The 17794-nt window shown below is 63.4% G+C and carries 17 protein-coding genes and 1 riboswitch; of the genes, 6 read left to right on the top strand and 11 right to left on the bottom strand.

What is annotated here, in order from left to right; all coding sequences use genetic code 11:
- Nucleotides 1–74 precede the first annotated feature (74 nt).
- The 4 genes from VLA65_RS05360 to VLA65_RS05345 all read right to left on the bottom strand — a co-directional run bounded on the left by VLA65_RS05360 (nucleotide 75) and on the right by VLA65_RS05345 (nucleotide 6284).
- On the bottom strand, nucleotides 75–2483 hold the full coding sequence (locus tag VLA65_RS05360) for an FtsX-like permease family protein (RefSeq protein WP_332601969.1): 2409 nt from the start codon (nucleotides 2481–2483) through the stop codon (nucleotides 75–77).
- 31 nt (nucleotides 2484–2514) lie between these two features.
- Nucleotides 2515–3297, bottom strand: coding sequence for an ABC transporter ATP-binding protein (locus VLA65_RS05355; protein WP_332601968.1), 783 nt, complete (start codon nucleotides 3295–3297; stop codon nucleotides 2515–2517).
- Nucleotides 3294–4232 carry a lysophospholipid acyltransferase family protein gene (locus VLA65_RS05350; protein ID WP_059387498.1) on the bottom strand — a complete coding sequence of 313 codons (939 nt, stop codon included), beginning with the start codon at nucleotides 4230–4232 and terminating at the stop codon, nucleotides 3294–3296. Before VLA65_RS05350 ends, VLA65_RS05355 begins: the two co-directional genes overlap by 4 nt.
- 468 nt (nucleotides 4233–4700) lie before the next feature.
- Entirely contained in the window at nucleotides 4701–6284 is a 1584-nt protein-coding gene (locus tag VLA65_RS05345) for an aminopeptidase P family protein (protein WP_332601967.1), read from the bottom strand.
- Between the two features lie 80 nt (nucleotides 6285–6364).
- Here VLA65_RS05345 and VLA65_RS05340 point away from each other — a divergent pair, with 80 nt between their 5' ends.
- Nucleotides 6365–7210 (top strand): PHP domain-containing protein, encoded by an 846-nt coding sequence (locus VLA65_RS05340; protein WP_306964279.1) that lies wholly within the window; start codon nucleotides 6365–6367, stop codon nucleotides 7208–7210.
- Here VLA65_RS05340 and VLA65_RS05335 read toward each other — a convergent pair.
- From VLA65_RS05335 to thiE, 4 genes are all read right to left on the bottom strand, one after another.
- Nucleotides 7207–8070 carry a DNA-methyltransferase gene (locus VLA65_RS05335; RefSeq protein WP_284991457.1) on the bottom strand — a complete coding sequence of 288 codons (864 nt, stop codon included), beginning with the start codon at nucleotides 8068–8070 and terminating at the stop codon, nucleotides 7207–7209. The genes VLA65_RS05340 and VLA65_RS05335 overlap by 4 nt on opposite strands.
- Nucleotides 8071–8078: 8 nt before the next feature.
- Complete coding sequence (locus VLA65_RS05330; protein WP_284991460.1) at nucleotides 8079–9773, bottom strand: DEAD/DEAH box helicase; 1695 nt, start codon at nucleotides 9771–9773, stop codon at nucleotides 8079–8081.
- Between the two features lie 288 nt (nucleotides 9774–10061).
- A complete protein-coding gene (locus tag VLA65_RS05325; RefSeq protein ID WP_332601966.1) occupies nucleotides 10062–11576 on the bottom strand; it encodes an RNB domain-containing ribonuclease in 1515 nt (504 codons plus the stop codon).
- A gap of 37 nt (nucleotides 11577–11613) precedes the next feature.
- Nucleotides 11614–12303, bottom strand: a complete 690-nt coding sequence (thiE, locus tag VLA65_RS05320) for a thiamine phosphate synthase (RefSeq protein ID WP_332601965.1) — start codon at nucleotides 12301–12303, stop codon at nucleotides 11614–11616.
- Between the two features lie 26 nt (nucleotides 12304–12329).
- A riboswitch (TPP riboswitch) is annotated at nucleotides 12330–12449 on the top strand.
- Here thiE and thiO point away from each other — a divergent pair.
- The 4 genes from thiO to VLA65_RS05300 all read left to right on the top strand — a co-directional run bounded on the left by thiO (nucleotide 12441) and on the right by VLA65_RS05300 (nucleotide 15186).
- On the top strand, nucleotides 12441–13748 hold the full coding sequence (thiO, locus tag VLA65_RS05315) for a glycine oxidase ThiO (protein ID WP_332601964.1): 1308 nt from the start codon (nucleotides 12441–12443) through the stop codon (nucleotides 13746–13748). (Overlaps the previous riboswitch by 9 nt.)
- The gene (thiS, locus tag VLA65_RS05310; RefSeq protein ID WP_269992862.1) at nucleotides 13745–13981 is read left to right on the top strand and encodes a sulfur carrier protein ThiS; all 237 of its coding nucleotides are present in this window, start codon (nucleotides 13745–13747) and stop codon (nucleotides 13979–13981) included. Before thiO ends, thiS begins: the two co-directional genes overlap by 4 nt.
- Nucleotides 13982–13984: 3 nt before the next feature.
- Nucleotides 13985–14791, top strand: coding sequence for a thiazole synthase (locus VLA65_RS05305; RefSeq protein ID WP_284991470.1), 807 nt, complete (start codon nucleotides 13985–13987; stop codon nucleotides 14789–14791).
- Between the two features lie 62 nt (nucleotides 14792–14853).
- Nucleotides 14854–15186 carry a 4a-hydroxytetrahydrobiopterin dehydratase gene (locus tag VLA65_RS05300; RefSeq protein ID WP_332601963.1) on the top strand — a complete coding sequence of 111 codons (333 nt, stop codon included), beginning with the start codon at nucleotides 14854–14856 and terminating at the stop codon, nucleotides 15184–15186.
- A 31-nt stretch (nucleotides 15187–15217) separates the two neighbouring features.
- Here VLA65_RS05300 and VLA65_RS05295 read toward each other — a convergent pair whose 3' ends face one another.
- Genes VLA65_RS05295 through VLA65_RS05285 form a run of 3 tightly spaced genes read right to left on the bottom strand, consistent with a single transcriptional unit; the run spans nucleotide 15218 to nucleotide 16371 of the window.
- Entirely contained in the window at nucleotides 15218–15520 is a 303-nt protein-coding gene (locus VLA65_RS05295) for a hypothetical protein (RefSeq protein WP_306964293.1), read from the bottom strand.
- A gap of 36 nt (nucleotides 15521–15556) precedes the next feature.
- Nucleotides 15557–15781: a DUF3107 domain-containing protein gene (locus tag VLA65_RS05290; RefSeq protein WP_059387503.1), complete on the bottom strand. Its 225-nt coding sequence runs from the start codon at nucleotides 15779–15781 to the stop codon at nucleotides 15557–15559.
- A 50-nt stretch (nucleotides 15782–15831) separates the two neighbouring features.
- Nucleotides 15832–16371 (bottom strand): TetR/AcrR family transcriptional regulator, encoded by a 540-nt coding sequence (locus tag VLA65_RS05285; RefSeq protein WP_441432517.1) that lies wholly within the window; start codon nucleotides 16369–16371, stop codon nucleotides 15832–15834.
- 203 nt (nucleotides 16372–16574) lie between these two features.
- Between VLA65_RS05285 and moeB the strand changes: the two genes are divergently transcribed.
- Nucleotides 16575–17774, top strand: a complete 1200-nt coding sequence (gene moeB, locus VLA65_RS05280) for a molybdopterin-synthase adenylyltransferase MoeB (protein ID WP_284991478.1) — start codon at nucleotides 16575–16577, stop codon at nucleotides 17772–17774.
- Nucleotides 17775–17794: the final 20 nt, after the last annotated feature.

Here is a 17794-nt window from a genome sequence, read left to right as displayed (position 1 = left end):
GCGGTTGAATACGAGCACGCTGTCCCGCAGTCTCAACGGGCGGCAGCCCATCTTCGCTCCTCCTCTATCGGCCATCACTCGGCCCTCAGGGCCGCTGCGGGCTCTATTCGAGCCGCCCTGCGGCTCGGTCCTATCGCCGCCAAGCACAATGCAGTCAAGGTGACAATTGCGATTCCACTGAATGCCAGGACGGAAACAGTCGTGCTCAGCGTCACTCCGAGTGCCCCGGCGACAAGCCGGGTTAGTACCCACCCAGCCAACTGACCAACGAGAAGTCCCGAAGCAAGCGCCGCAATTCCGATCAAGATCGCGTCAACCGCAACGAGCCTCGTTATGTCGCCCCGGGTGGCACCAATCGCGCGCAACATCCCGAACTCTTTCTCCCGACGAGCGACGCCGACTGAGAACAGGCCGGCCGCGCCGACTGCGCCGAGACTGAGCGCAAGCACAACGATGCCGAAGGCGGCTCCGGCGTAGGAGCCGAGCTCTGATTCTGCGCGCTCTTTCATTTTTGCGGCCGTGATCACCGAGACGCCAGGGATGTCGGCAACTGAATCAGCGATCGTGTCCCGGAGCGCTGTGACGTCGACACCCGGCCTCGCTTCTACATTCCAGCCGTTGGATCCGGTAATTCCGAGCTCGGCTGCCGCGTCGCGACTCATCACCACCTGATTCCCTGTTGCCAAGGACGCATACGTCCCGACGATGCGAAGCGAGAGGGTCTTGCCTGCCCGATTTAATCTGACGTAGTCGCCCAAGGAAATATCGCGGCTGGCGGCGAGAGCTTCAGGAATGATGACCGCGCCTCCCTTTTCCAGGGCGGCTGGTGCAGATCCGTCACTTCCGTGGCGCCATGGAAGCTGAGCAGTGGCGAAGTAGCTCTTTGGATCGACAGCAAGGATTGCAACCTGGCTCGTGGTGCCTTGGAACTGCAATGCCGCGTGATCCCAAACTGTGTCCGAAACCCGGTTGATCATTTGAATTGACGCCAGACGTTCGTCTAATTTCTCAACGATGGGCGTCGTGGACGATATTTGAATGTCGGCCCCGAATTGACGGCCAATCTGGTCCATCAAGGCGCTCCGTACGGAGCCGACCCCGATGACAAGGGCCGCACCCAGGCAGACGACAATCCCCATGATGGCCGTCGTGGAGTCGAGCGATGCGTGTCTGCGCAGGCGCTGAGCCGCAGCCTTCCCTGTCCATCCTGCGAAGATCTGTAGCCTGGTGCATGCGATGAGAATTGACGGAGCGAGGAAGCCCGCGGCGGCCAGCGATAGGACGAAGCCAACGAGCTTGACGACGAGCGAGTCGAACCAGTAGCTGCCTGCTCCGAATATGAGGAGCATGATGCTGAGGGCGACGCGGAATCTGTTTGAAGACCTGCGCTCTGCGCCTTCAGGCGAGATAGCCGTAAGAGGGGCCTGGCGCAGCACTTTCATGATGGCCCGGGCCGCCCCGGCGCAGCCCGCGGCGACCCCGCTCAGGATGGCAAGCAGAACTTGCCAAAGTTCGACCGCCACGGTGGCTGGAGGTATGTTCCCCATCGACGATAGCCCTTGGTTGAGGATCCAGCTGACACCAAACCCGAGCCCAAGCCCGACCATCGAGCACGCGAACGCGAGCATCAGTGCCTCATAAAGGACGGTGGCCGCCAGCCAGGAACCGCGCGCGCCGACAGCGCGCATGACACCATAAGTCAGCCGGCGGGCATTCACGACTGACTGGAAGGCCGTCGCCGATAGGAGGATCGAGATGCCCAGTACGGTGCCGGAGGCGATCATCAAGATGAGTGAAACAACCGCGATGAGGGGACCGAGGGTCGAATTGAAGGCAGAAGTGTCTTGTACTTTGAACTGAGGAGGCAGGCTGGACGAATACTCGCTCTGCCAGCGTTCAGCGGAGTTCCCGGCCGACAGCTGGATGTCAACCCTTGATACTTGGCCCTGCTGGTTGAATATCGTCTGGGCGTAGGACAAATCGACAAAAATGTTGTCGTACGCCAACGGACCAAGAACCTTGCCATTGAACACCCCTACGACGCGCAGCTGCGTGGTAGCGTCGCTCGACGCGACCACCAGGGAATCGCCTATGTCCACCCCTAAGCGCGAAGCCACATCAGACGGAACCAGTGCCTCAGGGTTGTTTACGGTAGGGAGCCCGCCCCGAAGCTCAAGCCTCATGAGTTGAAGCTCAGTGTTGAACGTCGTGGGGTAACCCGTAACCGTCAGCGGGCGGCCTGTTCCAACGGTTCCCGCAGACCGGACGCTCGAATTCCGTGCCAGAGTCGGGATCGGCGTCGCAACGCCAGGGAGATCCGCCACGGCCTTGACTGCGCTCTCCGGGACTGTGGTTCCGGGAATAGCAGGCACGACCGCGACGTCGCCTATGCCTGACAGCGAGCCGGCTCCTTGCGACAGCTGGTCGTTGATGCTCTTCGATGTGAGCAGGGTGCCGAAAATGAGCGCAACGCCGAAGACCAATGCAACCGCTGCGACTCCATATCGGGGAAAATCAAAGCGAAGTTGCCGCAAACCACGAGCGAACGCGCTCATCATGGTGAGAATCCCCCTCCCGATCTGGTTCATTGAGGGTCAGGTCAAGCTGATCAACGATCTTCCCGTCCCGCAGGGCGATGATCCGGTCGGCGTAACTCGCAGCATATGGATCATGGGTGACCATCAGCCCGGTCGTGCGACGACCGTCTCCGATCGCGTCGCGAATCAGACGGAGAACAATATCCCTATTCCCGGAGTCGAGGCTTCCTGTCGGCTCATCGGCTAGGACGACGCTAGGAGCCCCGAATACCGCTCGAGCTACGGCGACCCGCTGACGTTGCCCGCCTGACAATTGATCGGGAAACCTCTCGGCATATTCAAACAACCCGAGCTGATCGAGCAGCACCAGAGCATCTGATCGCCAACGAAAGCCTCTTTGACCGGAAACAATCGATGACAACCCGACGTTCTCCACCACCGTCATGCTTGGAACAAGATGAAATGCCTGGAAAATGAATCCAATATTCTCCCGCCGGAAGATTGTCGTCTGTTTTTCATCCATCTCGGAGACCCGGAGTCCTGCTACGTCTATACACCCTGCAGTCGGCGAATCGATTCCACCGACCAATTGGAGCAGGGTTGACTTACCGGATCCAGATGGGCCAATGACGGCAACAAGTTCACCCGGCTGGATCTCGAGTTCATCAATGTCTAGTGCAGCTTTCTCGTTTCCGGCACCGTCGTCATAGTGGCGACGAACGCCTTTAAGGGAAATGGCGGGAAGAGGGGCGACGGTCATGACTCGATAGCCCAGACCTGGGGGAGCATCCGGTCAAATTCGAACCACATTTCCCATTCTCCGACGTCGCCGGCGAGAAGCTCTGACTCAATGACATCCCAAACGGCCAGCAGGGAGCGGCGGCGTTCACCGGGAGATACCGGCGGTGGTATCGCAGGGTGGTATTTGAGTCGAAAGCGGCCGTCGCCGACGGCCCTGAGCGTGAGTGGGACCATAGGGGCGCCGGAAACATGGCTCAGGACAACCGGACCGGTGGGAACCATGATGGTTGTCCCTAAGAAGGGAATTCGGGCATGGTGCTCATCCACTCCACGAGGGTCCAGTTCAGGGAACATGGAGAAGATCCTGCCCTCACGCAGGGCGGTCAGGCCAGAGCGCATCGCCGATGTGCTCCCGAGCCGGATCCCACGGAAGTCTAAATCAGGAAAGGACGCTGCGCGGATCTCGTCAAAATTCATCCGGTTGTAGAGCGTCGTCGTCGGCATTTCATAAGCGAGCATGGGAATGGCAGCATATGAGGGTCCGAGATGGAGCGGGAGAGCGATTACCCCTCGGCCACTGGACGCCGCCTCGTGAAGGTGGCGGGGCCCATCGACAGCCACAACGTCCCGAAACAGCGTCTCAGTGTCCTTCATCCACAGATTGATGAAGGTCGATTCAAACTGCAGCTTCGGTCCGTACCCAGCAAAGCTCCTGGCGTGCAATTCCTTGTCGAAGCCATCAAGCCCAGGGACTGCATTCATGAAATCCAGGGCCCGGGCCTTCAAGACGTCGAAATTATCTACGTCTGGTTGGTTTGCCCGGTAGATGGGTCGATCGAGGGCGTCGAGCACCTTCATAAGGTTCCACGCGCCAACTGGCCCCGCAGCATGAATAGCCTCATAGAAATTCTTGTGCTTTGGAAAGTCGAAAATATTGAACAGTGGCAAGCGCACGCTGCCCCCCAAATTCAGTGTTGTTCGTATCCTTGCTATCTCACTTGGCTCGTTGGTGGCGAAGCACAAGCGTCGCCACCAACGAACCGAGCGCTAAATCAGGTGCACATGCACCCGCTGCTACAGGCCAGGGTGGCTCCCGCCTCCAGCACATCTTCTGAGACCATCTCCATTGTGTTCACCTCCTCCTTTTGACCGATTCGAAGATAGAGAAATACCACTTTGTGGTATGGCAACGGCACCAAACGGGGGGATCGTCTATCGGTGCTGCGCCTAGGAGGAGGGTACAAGTGCCTCGGGGCGTCTCCGTGTGGATTTCGTCAATCTCAGTGGTCAAAACGGCAAATCTCAGTGTAAAAAACCCGAAATTAAGTGGACGGAAGCCGGCGTCTACGTGTTTTAACGAAAGAGGAGGGCTACCGGATCATCAAAATCCGGTAGCCCTCCTCGTGCGTTTTGCCTCGGTGGTTAAGCTTCGGCGTCCTGGTAGATGCCCGCCATCCAGGATTCGACGTCGTCGGCCTTGCGGGGGAGGGCGGCGCTGAGATTGACGGGACCGTCTGCCGTCATCAGGATGTCGTCCTCGATCCGGACGCCGATTCCACGGTATTCCTCGGGAATGGCGAGGTCCTCTGCCTTGAAGTAGAGCCCGGGTTCGATGGTGAACACCATGCCCTCGGTGAGTACGCCGTCCAAGTAGAGATCACGCTTGGCCTGGGCACAGTCGTGGACGTCCAGGCCAAGGTGGTGGCTGGTGCCGTGCGGCATCCAGCGGCGGTGCTGCTGGCCTTCGGTACTGATGGCTTCCTCCACGGAGACCGGCAGCAGGCCCCACTCGGCAAGGCGTTCGGCGAGGACCGTGGTTGCGGCGGTGTGGATGTCGCGGAACTTCACGCCCGGCTGGGCCGCGGCGAATCCGGCGTCGGCGGCGTCGAGGACAGCTTCATAGACCTTGCGCTGGACGTCCGAGAACTTTCCGTTGACCGGAATGGTACGCGTGACGTCGGCGGTGTAGAGCGAATCTGCCTCCACACCGGCGTCGAGCAGCACGAGTTCCCCTGCGTTGACCTTGCCCGTGTTCCGGGTCCAGTGCAGCACCGTGGCGTTGTTTCCGGCGGCCGCGATGGTGTCGTAGCCGAGCTCGTTCCCTTCCTCACGGGCACGCGCGAAGAAAGCGCCTTCGATGACGCGTTCGCCGCGGTGGTGGGTCATGGCGCGGGGGAGGGCGCGGACGACGTCGGCGAAACCCTCCACGGTCGCGGCCACGGCGATCTTCATCTGCGCGATTTCCCAGTCGTCCTTGAGCAAGCGCAGCTCCGAGAGCGCCTCGCTGAGCAGTTCGTCCAGTGCATCGAGTTCGCCGAGGTCCAGGTTCTCCGGATCTTTGGCGGTGTTGTAGCGGGCCGTGTCCACGAGGGCATCAATGTTCTCGTCGACTTTGCGGACCAAGCGGATGGAGATGCCACCGATTTCCGGGGCACCCACGTTCTTGGTGATGGCCATCTCGAGTTCGTCGAGGTGCGCCGTCCTGAGTCCGAGGCGCGCTTCGAATTCTTCGAGCGTCGGACGCGCGCCGATCCAGAACTCACCGGAGCGCGAGTCGGCGTAGAACTGTTCCGTGTCCCGGCCGGCCAGCGGACGGAAGTAGAGCGTCGCGAGGTGGTTGCCGCCGTCGTCGCCGGTTCCTTCCTCGACAGGTTCCAGGACCAGCACGGCATCGGGCTCGTGGTCCAGGCCCAAGCCCGTGAGGTGGGCGAAGCCGGAGTGGGGGCGGAAGCGGTAGTCGCAATCGTTCGAGCGGACCTTGAGCGGGCCGGCCGGTAGGACGAGGCGCAAGCCCGCGAACTTGTCGGAGATGGCCCGACGACGTCTGGCGGCGTGGTCTGCGACAGCGTCACGTGCAGGGGTCACCTGCGGCGCGGGCGCCCAATTGCTGGCCATGAACGCCTTGAAGGCATCGGATGTGGGCCGCTGGGAGCGGTTGTTGACGCGCTCCTCCAGTGGCTGGGAGGCTGTGGGTTCACCGTTTTGGGTGTTTTCTGCATCGTTCACCGTCCCATCGTCCCATCAAGGCCGACACTAGGCCAACGCCGAAACGGTCCAAGCCGTCCCCAATCAAATACGCTTGGAAAGTGAAGATCGACCTGCACGCGCACTCCAATGTTTCCGACGGGACCGAGGCTCCCGCGGGAGTGATCGCTTCAGCGTCCGCGGCGGGTCTGGACGTGGTGGCCCTGACCGACCACGACTCCACCGACGGATGGGAGCAGGCCTCCGTCGCGGCACTGGAATTCGGGGTGGCCTTTGTGCCGGGGATAGAGATCTCGTGCCGCACCCGGGAGGGGATCAGCGTCCATCTGCTCAGCTACCTCCACGATCCCGCGCACCCCGGCTTGCTTGAGGAGATCACCAAGGCGAAGGACGCGAGGCTCACCCGTGCCAAACGCATGGTCACGCTCCTGGCAGAGGACTACCCCCTGAGCTGGGACGATGTCATCCATCATGTGGCTCCGGGCGCCACCGTGGGCCGGCCCCACATTGCCGACGCCCTCGTCGCCGCCGGTGCGGTGGCGAGCCGCTCCGAAGCGTTCACTGCCATCCTGACCTCGCACTCGCGCTATTTCGTGCAGCACTACGCACCGGACCCGGCGCTCGCCGTCGAGCTCGTCCGCGCGGCGGGCGGTGTCCCCGTCTTCGCGCATCCGGTGGCCTCGGCCCGCGGCCGGGTGGTCGGGGAACGGACCTACCGGGAAATGATCGACGCCGGCCTCTTGGGGCTGGAAGTGGAGCACCGCGACAATCCTGAGGAAGGCCGCGTGTTCCTGCGGCGACTGGCTGCCGAACACGGTTTGTTCATGACCGGATCGTCCGACTACCACGGAACCGGCAAACCCAACCTGCTCGGGGAGAACCTGACGTCCCCCGACGTCCTGGCCCGCATCGAGGAGCTAGGTACGGGTAGTTCGGTAGTCCGCTAGACGGGGTAGAAGGTGGCCTTGCCGTCCAGGCGCTTGCGCATCACATCGATGGCCGGGGCGTTCTGGTCCACGCACACGAACCTGCGGTCGAGTTTCGCCGCGACTGAACCAAGCGTGCCGGAACCCGCGAAGAAGTCGAGGCACCAGTCTCCTGGCCGGCTCGATGCCGTGACGATCCGCCGGACCAGGCCTTCCGGCTTTTGCGTCGGGTAGCCGGTCTTTTCCTTGCCGGTCGGGGAAACGATGGTGTGCCACCAAACGTCCGTGGGAAGCTTCCCCAGTTCGCGTTTGGCCGGAGTCACGAGGCCCGGCGCCATGTACGGCTCGCGGTCGACCTCGGCGTTGTCGAAGTGGTACTTCGCGGGGTTCTTGACGTACACGAGGATGTTGTCGTGCTTGGTGGGCCAGCGGTTCTTGGCGCGTGCGCCGTAGTCGTAGGCCCAGATGATCTCGTTCAGGAAGCACTCCCGGCCGAAGATCGAGTCCAGCATGACCTTGGCATAGTGGACTTCGCGGTAGTCCAGATGCAGGTACAAAGTGCCGTCGTCGGCGAGGAGGCGCCAGGCCTCCACAAGCCGGGGTTCCAGGAAGGACCAGTAGTCGCTGAACGCGTCGTCGTAGCGGTGCAGGGCGCCCTTGATGGTGTCATACGAGCGTCCCTTGAAGCCGACGCGGTCGCCGTCGCCGTCGGCGTTGCGGACCATGCGCGTTTCCTGGCGGCTCTGGACCCGGCCCGTATTGAAGGGCGGGTCCACGTAAATCAGTGTGAAGGCGCCGTCCGGCAGCGTCGGGAGGAAATCCGCGTTGTCCGCGTGAACCACCAAGTTGCTGCCGTCCGGCGCCCAAACAGTGTCAGTCATTGAGGCCGTTAAGCCTCGGTGCTCTCGCCGGAGGCACCGGAAGCCGAGACCACTTCGCCGTTGCGGCGGCGGGTGCGGGAACGGCGTGCGCGGGCGGGCTTGTCCGAGCCCTCGCCGGACTGCGGCTCGGCAGACTGGGCCGTTGCCTCAGCGGGGGCTGCTTCGCCTTCAGACGTACGACGGCGGCGCGTGCGGTTGCGGCCGCCCTCACCGTCGCCGTCGCGGGCCGGAGTCTCAGCGGACTTGGGACCGCGGCGTGCACCCTCCCGGCCACTGTCACGGCCGGAGCGTCCACGACCGGAATCGCCGCCGGAACGGGAGTTCTTCTTGCCGGTCTCGCCCAGGTCCTCCAGGACCTCGGCGTCGACGCCCGCAAGCGTGCGCTGGTTGCGGGGCAGGCGGCCCTTGGTGCCTTCCGGAATATCCAGGTCGGCGAACAGGTGCGGGGACGAAGAATACGTCTCCACGGGCTCGGGAGAGCTCAGGCCCAGGGCCTTGTTGATGAGGGCCCAGCGGGGGACGTCGTCCCAATCGACGAATGTGACCGCGGTGCCCTTGTTGCCGGCACGGCCGGTGCGGCCAACGCGGTGCAAATAGATCTTTTCGTCTTCGACACACTGGTAGTTGATGACGTGCGTGACGTCGTCCACGTCGATGCCACGGGCGGCGACGTCCGTGGCCACCAGGACGTCTACCTTGTTGTTGCGGAAGGCGCGCAGGGCCTGCTCGCGGGCACCCTGGCCGAGGTCGCCGTGGATGGCCGCGGCAGCGAAGCCGCGATCGACGAGTTCCTCGGCTACCTTGGCGGCGGTGCGCTTGGTCTTGGTGAAGATGATGGTCCGGCCGCGGCCGCGGGACTGCAGGATGCGGGCGACAACCTCGATCTTGTCCATGCTGTGGGCACGGTAGATGAGCTGGCGGATGTCGCGCTTGGTCAGGCCTTCGTCATTCGGGTCTGCGGCACGGATGTGGGTGGGCTGCGTCATGTAGCGGCGGGCCATGGCAATGACCGGTCCGGGCATGGTGGCCGAGAAGAGAAGCGTCTGGCGGACGGCGGGAGTGCCGGCAATCAAAGTCTCGACGTCCGGAAGGAAGCCGAGGTCAAGCATCTCGTCCGCTTCGTCGAGGATGACCATGCGAACGTTCTTGAGGTTCAGGTGCTTCTGCTTGTAGAGGTCGATCAAACGGCCGGGCGTGCCGACAACAACCTCGACGCCCTTCTGCAGGGCTTCGATCTGGGGCTCGTAAGCGCGGCCGCCATAGATGGTGGCGATACGGGCGTTGCGCTTCCGGGATGCCGTCTGGAGGTCGTTGGCCACCTGGACCGCGAGTTCGCGGGTCGGAACAATCACGAGGGCCTGGGGTGCACCCGGGACAGCGAGCTTGTCGTGACCGGCGTCGCCCGGTCCGACGACGCGCTGCAGCGCAGGAATGCCGAAGCCGAGGGTCTTTCCGGTACCGGTCTTGGCCTGGCCGATGATGTCGTGACCGCCCAGGGCCACCGGGAGGGTCATGGCCTGGATGGGGAAGGGATGGGTGATTCCGGCGTCGGCGAGGGACTCGACGATGTCGGCGCGGACGTTGTAGTCGGCGAAGGACTTTTCCGCGATCTCGTGGGGTGTTTCGTCCGAGGAAATGGTTTCCTCGGGTTCGATCGTTTCGGTTCCGTCTGTCAGAACTTCATGGGTGTGCAATTCACTCACAGTGGAGTTTTCCTTATTCATTTGGGCTGCGCTGCGTGCTCAACGGTTGTGGCAGGGCCGTTCCGGAGCACGGACGGGCGCAAGCAAATCCAGTGGAAGCCGATCGCGGGCTATCTAAATACTGGCACTGGGGACCAGCTGGTGTATCTCAAGATCGCGTAGGGGCGGGCTTGTTGATGTCAAAAAATTAACTGAATCAACGACCGGGCATCCATTACTACTCACACAGTCTAGCGTCTGGGTGCAATAAACCCCGGATCGCGGCCGCGGTCCTGTGAACTGATTGCGCTACTGGAGCAGTTCGAAGGTGATTTGGCGGGTGGCAATGTCCGCGTCAAGCAGTTTCACGCGGACCTTCGTACCGGACTCCATTTCGCCATCGCAACGAGCGGTGACCGCCGGCTCGGCGATCTGGACGATGCCGGAGGGGCCGTGGGAGTTGCCGTTCCCATTCCCATTCCCGTTGTGGCCGTTGGTGCTGTTCCCGTTCCCGTTTCCGTTGTTCTTGGCAGGCTTCGATCCGGAAATCACCACGGCGTCGAATTCCTGTCCGACGTGGTTCACCAGGAGTGCGGCCTCCACCGTGTCCAAGGCGAGGCGCTCCATTTTGGCGGCAAGCTGGTCGGATGACGCCATGATCTCCGGCAGGCTCGGCAAAGCATCCCGGGCCCATGCAGGGATCTCCGTTCCGTTGCTCAGTGCTTCGCAGATGACCAGGACAAAACGATCGACCAGCCGGCGCAAAGGCGCAGTGGTGTGGGCATATGGTGCGCCGATGGCTGACTGCATGACGCTGCCCGGTACTTCGCCGTCGAAAGGCGTGTAGCCGGCGCCCCGGAAAAGCAGCCCCGCGGAATGGAGAATGGCCAATTGCCGGGGGTCTTTGCCGTCGAGGGTCCGCAGGTACTCGCCGTAGCTGGTCCCCTCGGTCCAAGGCTTGCCGAGCGCCCCGGCCTGCCGTTTGAAATGGAGCAGCGAGCGCTCATCGGGAGCGGGCATGGTGCGCAGGATTCCAACCTTGCCGTCTAGCATCAGCTGGGCCGCCGCCATCCCGGTCATGAGCGAAATCTGGGCGTTCCAGTCCTCGACGGGCAGCGAGGGAGCTGCGACGATCCTGTACCCCCCGCCGTCGGGCAGTTGGACGATTTCTTGTTCAGGCATGTTCAGGCTCGCTCCGCCGCGGCGGCGTTCGAGTTCCACCCGTTTGAGCCCGACCTCCTTGAGCAACTGCAGGACGGGATCAGCTGTCCCGGAATCGATCGCGGACTGGACGCCCTTGTAGTTGAGCTTGGCGCGGCTGCGTACGCTTGCCCGGCGAACTGAGACGGTGCGGAACTCTGCTTCGGCATCGAGTTCGAAGTCCCACACGAACGCTCCGCAGTCCTGGCCCGCCAGCAGGCTTCCGGCGTGCTCGCTGATGATCTCGGGGTGCAGCGGTATGCGGCCGTCCGGCGCATAGTACGTCTGTCCCCGGTGGCGGGTCTCGGCGTCGAGCGCTCCTCCCGGTGGCACAAAGGAGGGCACATCGGAGATGGCGTAGAGAACCCTGTAACCATTCCCGGACCGCTCAATGAAGAGGGCCTGGTCGAGATCCGTGGAAGAGGCCGGGTCGATCGTGATGAACGGAACGTCCGTGAGGTCCTGCGCCGGCAGCCTGTGTCTTGAAACCGCGGCCTCCGCGTCGCGCAGTGCTTCAGCGGGATAACCCGCGGGCAGCTCGAGTTCGGTCCGAAGCGCCGCCAGTGCTTCCGCGAGCTGGTTCGACGTTTCAGAGACGTTCGGGGCTATGCGCTGATGTGACACGAAAGTCAGGGTAACTCCAAAATCTCCCGGCGTCTCGCTAGGCCGCCGCTGCGTCCAGTGCGGCCAGGAGTGCCTGGGCTGCCGCCGTCGGATCCCCGGCCTCGGTGATGGCGCGGACCACAACAATGCGGCTGGCGCCGGCCCTCACTACGTCTTCCACGTTGCTGAGATCGATGCCGCCGATCGCAAACCAAGGAAGCACTACGCCGCCGACGGTCTCTTCGTCTGCCTGCTTCACCGCATTGGCAGCGTACTTCACCAGATCGAGCCCGACGGCGGAGCGTCCAGGCTTGGTGGGCGTGGCCCACACAGGCCCGACGCAGAAGTAGTCCAAGCCGCTGCGGCCAGGCGACGCGGCGATGGCTGCGTCAATCTGCTCCGGCGTGTGCGTGGAGAGGCCGATGATGGTGGGGTCGTGGAGCAGCTTCCGGGCCGAGCGCAGCGAAATGTCCTTTTGGCCGATATGGAACACCGGTGCGCCGGCGAGGGACGCTACGTCCGCGCGGTCGTTGACTGCCCAGAGGCGCCCGTGACGCTGCGCCACGGATTGCAGGATCTCCAGGAGTTCCAGTTCCTCGGCCGCTTCAATGGTCTTGTCGCGCAGCTGGATGATGTCCACGCCGCCTTCGAATGCGGCATCGACAAACTGCTCAAAATCACCCTGTTGCTTGCGGGCGTCGGTGCAGAGGTACAGGCGGGCGGTGGTGTGGACATCGTGCGGGGTCATGGAAACAGAGTAGTTCCTCTAAACTGGGCTGGTACCGCGGGAGCCGCGGCGGCAGTCACAATCGCCGCGCGGCTGAGAGGGCTTCAGCGCCGACCGCTTGACCTGATCCGGCTAGTACCGGCGTAGGGAAGGACTCCATGGACGAAGTAAACACCCAGCACGGGCCCCTGCGTGCAGACGTGGCGGTGATCGGGGGCGGCGTCATTGGCCTGGGCATCGCGTGGGAAGCCCGAAGGTCGGGCCGCTCGGTTGCCCTGATCGATCCCGCGCCGGCCAGCGGCGCTACTTTCGCGGCGGCGGGGATGTTGGCACCAGTCAGTGAACTGCACTACCAGGAAGAGGACCTCCTGGAGCTCATGCTCGAATCGTCGGCGTTGTGGCCGGACTTCGAACACAATGTGACCGGCTCACGAACCGGACGCAGCACGGGTTACCGGACGACGCCGACCCTCGCCGTGGGTGCGGACGCAGCGGACCGCCGGGCGCTCGCCGATCTTCGGGACGTCCAGCTGGCCCATGGCCTGGTGGTGGAATCCGTGCCGTTGCGCGAAGCACGGGAGCGTGAGCCGCTCTTGAGCCCGCAGATTTCCTGTGCCTTCGACATCCCGGGCGACCACCAAGTGGATCCTCGCCGGCTTTCGGCCGCGATTCTAGGCGCTTTGGCAGACCACGAGCCCGGTAGCTCCAGTTGGATTCCGGGGGCCGAAGGCGGTTTCGCGGTCCGGGACACTGCGGCGGGCCTCCTGTGGGAGGAGGACGGGCGCGCCGTCGGGGCCGTGCTCGGCTCAGGCATCAATGTGCTTGCCACGGAAACGGTGGTAGCCAACGGACTCGATGCCGCCCGCGTGAAAGGACTGCCGGATGGATTGTCGCTCCCGTTGCGTCCCGTCTACGGCGACATACTGCGGCTGCGCGTCCCGGACCACCTGCAACCGCTGGTCACCGCCACGGTCCGGGGAATGGTGCGCGGAGTGCCCGTCTACATCGTTCCCCGCGATGACGGGACCGTCGTGATCGGCGCGACGCAACGTGAGGACGGATTGTCGTCGTCCGGGGGATCGGCCAACCCGGTGTCAGCCGGCGGCGTCTACCAATTGCTCCGCGACGCCCAGGTATTGGTTCCGGCCGTTGCCGAGCTGGAACTCCTCGAAGCAACTGCCCGGGCCCGTCCGGGCACCCCGGACAACGCACCGCTGCTGGGCCGCGTCGAAGGTCGGGAAGGAACCGTGCCCGGCCTCATCGTGGCCAGCGGCTTCTTCCGCCATGGCGTGCTCCTCACTCCGGCAGCGGCGAAAATCTGCGTTGGACTCATGGATGGCACCGCCGATCCCCGGTGGAACAAATTCCGCCCGGACCGCTTCTCCCGCCCGCACTCAGCAGCAAGGGCTTCCGCAGACGGCCCATCCGCCGATACCTTAAATCCCCTTCTGAAGGACCACGCATGAACATCAAATTGAACGGCGCAGACCACACGCTGAGCGACGACGCTTCCGTCACCACCCTCGTCAGCCACATCACCGGACGCGTTGTGGATTCCAGCGGCCAAGCGGCCGACGGACGCAAGATCGGCGTCGCCGTCGCACGCAATTCCGAAGTGGTGCCGCGCAGCCAGTGGGCTGCTACCGCGCTCGCAGAGGGCGATGAACTCGAAATCGTTACCGCAGTACAGGGAGGCTGAACCATGACCACAGCAAGCACTCACGAAGCAGGCACCCGAACCGATGCCCTGGTGATCGACGGTGTTGAGTTCGGCTCGCGCCTTATCATGGGAACCGGCGGAGCTCCGAGCCTCGACGGCCTCGGGGCAGCCTTGCTGGCTTCCGGCACCGAACTCACTACCGTCGCCATGCGGCGCTACTCACCGACGGAAACCGGTTCGCTGTTCCAATTGCTCGTAGACCACGGCATCCGTGTCCTGCCCAACACCGCCGGCTGTTTTACCGCCAAGGATGCCGTCATGACAGCCGAGCTAGCCCGGGAGGCATTGGAAACGGATTGGGTGAAGCTCGAGGTCATCGCCGACGAACAGACGCTGCTGCCTGACGCCGTGGAGTTGGTGGATGCGACGGAGAAGCTGGTGGACCGCGGCTTCAAGGTCTTCGCCTACACCAACGACGACCCCGTACTTGCGCTTCGCCTGGAGAACCTCGGGGCAACTGCGGTGATGCCGTTGGGCGCGCCTATCGGCACCGGCCTGGGCATCCTGAATCCCCACAACATCGAGCTGATTGTGTCCCGCGCTTCGGTGCCGGTAGTGCTCGACGCCGGCATCGGCACCGCGTCCGACGCCGCACTGGCCATGGAGCTCGGCTGCGACGCCGTGCTGCTGGCCACCGCGGTGACCCGCGCGCAGAATCCGGTGCAGATGGGCGAGGCCTTCAAACACGCGGTCATCGCCGGTAGGCTGGCGAAGCAGGCGGGCCGCATCCCGCGCAGGGAACACGCCCTGGCCTCCTCGGCCATGGAAGGCCGGGCCGAGTTCCTCTAGCGGCCGACGCTGGCCGCTCCGGGGATTCCTGCGAAGATTCCGCGTCTGTGAAGGAGCCCCGAATGGCCGGCAAGGACGACATTCTTTCCAGGTCCGCTATTGACGACGCCCTGGCGGAGCTGCCGGACTGGCGGTATCGCCAGGGCGCCCTCGTCACCGCCTACAAGTGCCCGACGTCGGCTGCCGCACTCGAGTTGATTGCCGCCGTCGGGCGCATTGCCGAACAGCAGAACCACCACCCGGACCTGGACTGGCGCTACAACCGGGTGTTCATCCGCTACACGTCCCACGATGCCGGGAGCGAGGTAACGCAGCGCGACGTCGGGGCGGCTAAGAGCGTCAGCGAAGCGGCCGCGGAAGCCGGGGCAGTTGCCAAACCGGAAGCCACGCCATGAGCCGGATCCGTAGCTAGAGCCGCAGCGCTGGTTAGAGCCTCAGCGCCGCGGTCAGCTGGGCGGTGTCGTGCCGCTTCCGATGGCGGCCCAGGAAGTGGGACGCCACGGCGGCCGCCACGGTCCCCAGAATGATGGGCAGGACCCACGGGATCCACGTCACGCCAGGCTGGTAGCCAAAGCCAAGTTGGATGAAGATCATCCAACTCAGCATGGCGACGGCGACCGAAACGCCGGCGGGCAGGGTGATTCCGTACGTTCCACGGTGTTTGTCAGTTCCCCAGACAATGAAGCCTGAAGCGATGGTGGCTAGCGCCACGATGACAAGTGAGAGCATGCGGACTCCTGGCTCGCTGGTGTTCTTGCCTGTTGCTTAGAGGGCGCCGAAGCCGACCCGGCGTACTTCTTCGGCGCCGATCTCCACGTATCCGAGGACATTGCCGGGAACGATGACCTGTCGGCCCTTTTCGTCGGTCAGGCGCAGGTCCGTGCCGTTGGCAATGGCCTCGCTCACGATCTTGGCAACAGCCTCGGCGTCGAGAGCGGACTCAAGCGCGATCTCACGGCCAACATTCTGAATGCCGATCTTTACTTCCACAGCGGGGCCTCCCAGCCAATCAAAAAAATACTCAGTCCTCTATTTGTAGTCTAGGACTCTTTCGGGAAGCGACTGATTCCGCGCCAAGCTAAACGGTAGATCAGGTCGCTGGCGACATCGAGGTCCAAATCGCCGTCGGTTTCGAGCCAATACCGCGCGCTGACCTGCGCCATTCCCGCCAAGCCCCGGCCCAGCAGCTGGGCCTCCAGCGGGGGCAGCTTAGTGTCTTCGGCGATGACCTTGGCGACGGCGTCGGCGAAGGTGCGGTTGAAAGTCTCCAGCCGGGAGCTGACGTCCGGGTCATTGATGAGATCGGATTCGAAGACGAGCCGGTGGGCTTGGTCATCGCCCGCGATGAAACGGTAGTAGGCGCGCATGACGGCCTGGACGCGCTCCTTGTTGTCCGACGTCGAATTCAGCGCCGTGAGCATCTGGTCCGTGAGCGTGGCCAGGTGGCTGTCGAGGAGGGCCATGTAGAGCTCCCGTTTCGACGGGAAGTGTTGGTACAGCACCGGCTTGCTGACATGGGCGGTCTCGGCGATTTCGTCCATCGCCGCACCGTGGAAGCCGTTGGCAACGAAAACTTCCAAGGCGGCATTCAAGAGCTGGGCCCGGCGCTCATCGCGTGGCAACCTGGCCGAACGCGGCGAACCGGTCCGATCTTGCCTGACCTGCGCCTCTTGTTTAATACGTGCACTCTCGGCCACTTGTCTGCCGCCTTTCCCCTTGCAGTTATGACCACAATACTGCGCAGTAATATGACCGGGCGGCACCTGCGGGGATACTTTGAAGTATGGCCACTACTTTTGCTGCCCAAACGTTGCCGTCTTCGCTGCCGCCACTCGTGGAACCGGCCGCGGGACTGACCACCGAAGAGGTGGAACGCTACTCGCGCCACCTCATTATTCCCGAAATTGGAGCGGCCGGTCAGCGTCGGCTCAAGAATGCCAAAGTCCTCGTGATCGGAGCCGGCGGACTGGGCTCTCCGGCGTTGCTGTACCTCGCCGCCGCCGGGGTGGGGACGCTCGGAATCGTGGACGACGACGACGTCGACCTCAGCAACCTGCAACGCCAGATCATCCACCGCGTGGGCGATGTGGGACGGCCGAAAATCGAATCGGCGCGTGACGCCATCAAGGAACTCAACCCGCTCGTCAGCGTGCAGCTGCACAACGTGCGCTTGGACTCCTCCAACGCTTTGGAGATTTTCTCGGGCTACGACCTCATCCTGGACGGCGCGGACAACTTCGCCACCCGGTACCTGGTCAACGATGCTGCCGCGATTCTCGGCAAACCGTACGTCTGGGGATCCATTTTCCGCTTCGACGGCCAGGTCAGTGTGTTCTGGGAGAAGCACGGACCCAGCTACCGCGATCTCTACCCGGAGGCCCCTCCCGCCGGCTCGGTCCCGTCCTGCGGCGAAGGCGGCGTATTCGGCATGCTGTGCGCCGCTGTCGGCTCGCTCATGGTGACCGAGGCAGTCAAGCTGATCACCGGCGTCGGGCGCTCCATGCTGGGGCGCGTGGCGCTCTTCGACGCGCTCGGCGGCAGCTGGCGCGAAATCAAGGTTTCGAAAGACCCGGAGGCCGAGCCGATCACCGAATTGACCGATTATGAGGCTTTCTGTGGCATCACCCCTGCGCCCGCAAGCGACTCGGTTCCGACCGTCACGGCCACTGAACTTTCCGGAATGCTCGAAGCCCGCGCAGCGGGGGAACGCGACTTCGAACTGGTGGATGTCCGCGAGATCGGTGAACACGAGATTGTGAGCATCGACGGTTCGGTGCTCATCCCGCAGGGACGCATCCTGGCGGGAGAGGCCTGGACGGAACTCCCGCAGGACAAAGAGATCGTCTTCCACTGCAAGGGAGGTACCCGTTCCGCGGCTGTGCTCGCGGCTGCACAGCGTGCCGGCTACACACGCGTGAGCCACCTCGACGGCGGGATCCTGGCGTGGGTGCACGACGTCGAGCCAAACAAGCCGGTTTACTGACCCCACAACGCCCGTGAACA

Origin of the sequence: Arthrobacter sp. S2(2024) (assembly GCF_036662515.1) — a bacterium.
Taxonomy (GTDB): Bacteria; Actinomycetota; Actinomycetes; order Actinomycetales; family Micrococcaceae; genus Arthrobacter.
This window is presented reverse-complemented; position numbering and strand designations above follow the sequence as displayed.